A 5,102-nucleotide genomic window follows, 5' to 3' on the forward strand; every position below is an offset into this window, starting at 1 on the left:
GAGCTTTAGCGAGGCTGCGAAGGCGGTGGCACAGGCGGCCTATTCATCAGCAGTACCAGCTCCCACAGGTTTGATCTATGCGGTATCGGATCAGTTGTCGTAACCCAGGTTTGGCGCGAGCCAACGCTCGGTCACGGTCAGGTCCTGGCCTTTACGCGCGGTGTAGCTCGTCACCTGGTCCTTGTCGACCTTGCCCACGGCAAAATATTGCGCCTGCGGATGGGCGAAGTACCAGCCGCTGACCGCTGCCGCCGGGAACATCGCGTAGTGTTCGGTAAGGAACACGCCGCTGCGACCGGCTTGCATCTCACGTGCCTCTGGGTCCAGCAGTTGGAACAGGGTGCCTTTCTCGGTGTGATCCGGGCACGCCGGGTAACCTGGGGCAGGGCGGATGCCGCTGTATTGCTCCTTGATCAGCGCCTCGTTGTCCAGTTGCTCGTCCTTGGCGTAACCCCAGTAGTCTTTACGCACTTGCTGGTGCAGCCACTCGGCGCAGGCTTCGGCCAGGCGGTCGGCCAGGGCCTTGACCATGATCGAGTTGTAGTCGTCGCCCGCGTCCTGGTAAGCCTTGGCGACCTCTTCGGCGCCGATGCCAGCGGTGGTGATGAAGCCACCGATGTAGTCAGTCACGCCGCTGTCCTTGGGCGCCACGAAGTCGGCCAGGGAGAAGTTCGGCTTGCCGTCGGTCTTGATAATCTGCTGGCGCAGGTGGTGCAGGGTCGCCAGGGGCTTGCCGTCTTCGCCGTAGACTTCCAAATCATCGTCGCGTACCTGATTGGTCGGCCAGAAGCCGAATACCGCACGGGCGCTGATGAGTTTTTCGTCGATCAGCTTCTTGAGCATTTCCTGGGCGTCGGCGTACAGCGCGGTGGCCGCTTCACCCACCACTTCATCGGTGAGGATGCGCGGGAACTTGCCGGCCAAGTCCCAGGAGATGAAGAACGGCGTCCAGTCGATGTACTCGGCCAGGACGTTGAGGTCGATGTTGTCCAGCACCTTGGCGCCAGTGAAGGTCGGAACCACCGGCGTGTAGGTGCTCCAGTCGAACTGCGGCTTCTTGGCGATGGCCGCCGCGTAGCTCAGGCGCTCGGTGCGGGCGCTACGGTTGGAAGTACGCTCACGCACTTCCACGTACTCTTCGCGGGTGCGTTCGACAAAGCCGGCCTTCAACTCCTTGGACAGCAACTGCGTGGCCACGCCTACTGCACGCGAGGCGTCGGTGACGTACACCACCGCGTCGTTGCTGTACTTGGGCTCGATCTTCACCGCCGTGTGCGCTTTGGAGGTGGTCGCGCCACCGATCATCAGCGGCAGGTGGAAGTCCTGGCGCTGCATCTCACGGGCTACATGCACCATCTCGTCGAGGGACGGCGTAATCAGGCCGGACAGCCCGATGATGTCGCACTTCTGCTCCTTGGCCACCTGCAGGATCTTCTCCGCGGGCACCATCACACCGAGGTCGACGATGTCATAGCCGTTGCAGCCGAGTACCACGCCGACGATGTTCTTGCCGATGTCGTGCACGTCGCCTTTGACGGTCGCCATCAGGATCTTGCCCTTGGCCTCCGGCTTGTCGCCTTTTTCCAGCTCGATGAACGGGATCAAGTGGGCCACGGCTTGCTTCATCACCCGGGCGGATTTCACCACCTGGGGCAGGAACATTTTGCCCGCGCCAAACAGGTCGCCGACGATGTTCATGCCGGACATCAACGGGCCTTCGATCACTTCGATCGGCCGCGCGAACGACAGTCGCGATTCCTCGGTGTCTTCGACAATGTGCGTGGTGATGCCCTTGACCAGTGCATGTTCCAGACGCTTGTTCACGTCCCAGCTACGCCATTCCTCGGTCTCGGCTTCCTTGATGCTGCCGTCGCCTTTGTACTTGTCGGCAATGGCAAGCAGGGCGTCGGTGCCGTCCGGGGTGCGGTTGAGCACCACGTCTTCCACGGCGTCGCGCAACTCGGCCGGGATCTGGTCGTAGATCTCCAGTTGGCCGGCGTTGACGATACCCATGGTCAGGCCGTTGCGGATCGCGTACAGCAGGAACACCGAGTGGATCGCCTCACGTACCGGGTTGTTACCACGGAACGAGAACGATACGTTGGACACGCCGCCGGAGGTCAGTGCATACGGCAGCTCGTCGCGGATGTAGGCGCAGGCGTTGATGAAGTCGACGGCGTAGTTGTTGTGCTCTTCGATACCGGTGGCGACCGCGAAGATGTTCGGGTCGAAGATGATGTCTTCCGGCGGGAAGCCGACTTCATTGACCAGGATGTCGTAGGAGCGTTTGCAGATTTCTTTCTTGCGCGCTTCGGTGTCGGCCTGGCCGGCTTCGTCGAAAGCCATCACCACCACGGCGGCACCGTAGCGCTTGCACAGCTTGGCGTGGTGAATGAACTGCTCCACACCTTCCTTCATGCTGATGGAGTTGACGATGCCCTTGCCCTGGATGCATTTCAGGCCGGCTTCGATCACGTCCCACTTGGAGGAGTCGATCATGATCGGCACGCGGGAGATGTCCGGCTCGCCGGCAATCAGATTGAGGAAGGTCACCATGGCCTTCTTCGAATCCAGCATCCCTTCGTCCATGTTGATGTCGATCACCTGGGCGCCGGCTTCCACCTGCTGCAGGGCGACTTCCAGGGCTTCGGTGTAGTTGTCTTCACGGATCAGGCGGGCGAACTTGGCCGAGCCGGTGATGTTCGTGCGTTCGCCGACGTTGACGAACAACGAGTTGCGATCGATGGTGAACGGTTCCAGGCCGGACAGGCGGCAGGCCTTCGGAATATCCGGGATCTGGCGCGGCGCGTAACCGGCCACTGCCTTGGCGATGGCTTCGATGTGGCCCGGCGTGGTGCCGCAGCAACCGCCGACAATGTTGAGGAAGCCGCTCTGGGCGAATTCTTCGATGACCTTGGCGGTTTCCGACGGCAGTTCGTCGTACTCGCCGAATTCGTTGGGCAGGCCCGCGTTGGGGTGCGCGGATACGTGAGTGTTGGCCTTGTTCGACAACTCTTCCAGGTACGGACGCAGTTCGCTGGCGCCCAGGGCGCAGTTCAGGCCCACCGAAATCGGTTTGGCGTGGGCAACGGAGTTCCAGAACGCTTCGGTGGTCTGGCCCGACAGGGTACGGCCGGAGGCGTCGGTGATGGTGCCGGAGATCATGATCGGCAGTTCGATATTCAGTTCTTCGAACACACCTTGCACGGCGAAGATCGCGGCCTTGGCGTTGAGGGTGTCGAAGATGGTTTCGATCAGGATCAGGTCGGCACCGCCTTCGATCAGGCCTTTGGTGGCCTCGGTGTAGTTCTCCACCAGTTCATCGAAGGTCACGTTGCGGTAGCCGGGGTTGTTCACGTCGGGCGACAGCGAGCAGGTGCGGCTGGTCGGGCCGAGTACGCCGGCGACAAAGCGCGGCTTGGCCGGGTTCTCCAGGGTCTTGGCGTCGGCCACCTTGCGTGCCAGGCGTGCGCCTTCCACGTTCAGTTCATAGGCCAGCTCTTCCATGCCGTAGTCGGCCATGGAGATGCGAGTGGCGTTGAAGGTGTTGGTTTCCAGGATATCGGCGCCGGCATCCAGGTAAGCCTTTTCGATCCCACCGATCACGTCAGGGCGGGTGATCACCAGCAGGTCGTTGTTGCCCTTGACGTCGCTGGGCCAGTCGGCGAAGCGTTTGCCACGGTAGTCGTTTTCCTCAAGCTTATAGCTCTGGATCATCGTGCCCATGCCACCGTCGAGGATCAGGATGCGTTCCTTGAGGGCTTGGTGAAGGGCTTGCAGACGAGCGCTACGATCGGACATGGGACTACTCTGGTCAGGCATTACGGAGGGCGTGGATCATAGCAAACCTGTGCCGATTTTGAGCATGTCAGGCATTTGTATGAATATCGTTCATGTTGCAGAGAGCGATGGCCCGGTAGAATCATTGGCAATTTTTCAGCGTACGCTTTGAATCGGGACCGGATACATGTCACTTCGCCTCATCTTCAGCGCTGTCCTGGCATTGATTGCCAGCACCGCACAGGCACAAGGCTCCGCTCCGGCGATTTCCTATACTCGCGATATCCAGCCGATCTTTACCGAAAAGTGCGTGGCTTGCCACGCCTGCTACGACTCCGCGTGCCAGCTCAACCTGGGCAGTGCGGAGGGCGCGGCCCGAGGCGCGAGCAAAACACCGGTTTACGATGGCGAACGCAGCCAAGCCACGCCGACCACTCGTCTGTTCTACGATGCGTTCGGCAAGCAAGCCTGGCAGCAAAAGGGCTTTTATTCGGTGCTGGACGCCCAAGGCAGCCAGGCCGCGTTGATGGCACGCATGCTGGAGCTGGGCCACAACGCGCCGTTACAACCCAACGCCAAGTTGCCCGAAGACATTGTGCTGGGCCTGAGCCGTGAAAACATGTGCGCCATGCCCGGCGAGTTCAACGCCTACGCCGGCAGTCACCCCAAGGAAGGCATGCCGCTGGCGGTCACCGGCCTGACCGACCAGCAATACCAGACCCTGCAACGCTGGCTCGCCTCCGGCGCGCCGATAGACGAACAGGGCCTGGCGCCCAGCGCAAAAGAAGCGCTGCAAGTGCAGCAATGGGAAAACCTGTTCAACCAGCCCGGCGCCCGGGAAAGCCTGGTGGCGCGCTGGTTGTTCGAACACTTGTTCCTGGCACATATCTATTTCGAGAACGGCGAACCCGGGCATTACTTTCAATGGGTACGTTCGCGCACGCCGAGCGGCAAGCCCATCGACCTGATCGCCACGCGTCGTCCCAACGATGACCCCGGTACCCAGGTGTACTACCGACTATGGCCGGTGCAGGGTGTGATCGTGCATAAAACCCACATCACTTACCCGTTCAGCGCCGAGAAGATGGCGCGCATCAAAGAGCTTTTCTATGCCGGCAACTGGCAGGTCAATGCGCTGCCAGGCTATGGCCCGGGCCGTCGTGCCAACCCGTTCGAAACGTTCGAGGCTATCCCGGCCAAGGCGCGCTACCAGTTCATGCTGGATAACGCCGAGTACTTCGTGCGCACCTTTATTCGCGGGCCGGTGTGCCGTGGGCAGATCGCCACGGACGTGATCCGCGACAACTTCTGGACCCTGTTCC

Annotated in this window: 2 protein-coding genes; one reads left to right on the plus strand and one right to left on the minus strand. The window is 61.1% G+C overall.

Annotation, left to right across the window (positions count from 1 at the left end; all coding sequences use genetic code 11):
* Positions 1–90: 90 nt before the first annotated feature.
* Positions 91–3,801: a methionine synthase gene (metH, locus tag ACRESD_RS16745; RefSeq protein WP_431751940.1), complete on the minus strand. Its 3,711-nt coding sequence runs from the start codon at positions 3,799–3,801 to the stop codon at positions 91–93.
* A gap of 166 nt (positions 3,802–3,967) precedes the next feature.
* On the opposite strand from metH, the gene ACRESD_RS16750 reads away from it, so the two are divergent.
* The coding region (locus ACRESD_RS16750) for a fatty acid cis/trans isomerase (protein WP_431751941.1) at positions 3,968–5,102 on the plus strand (1,135 nt) is incomplete at its 3' end.

Source organism: Pseudomonas sp., assembly GCF_050739995.1.
Lineage (GTDB): Bacteria > Pseudomonadota > Gammaproteobacteria > Pseudomonadales > Pseudomonadaceae > Aquipseudomonas.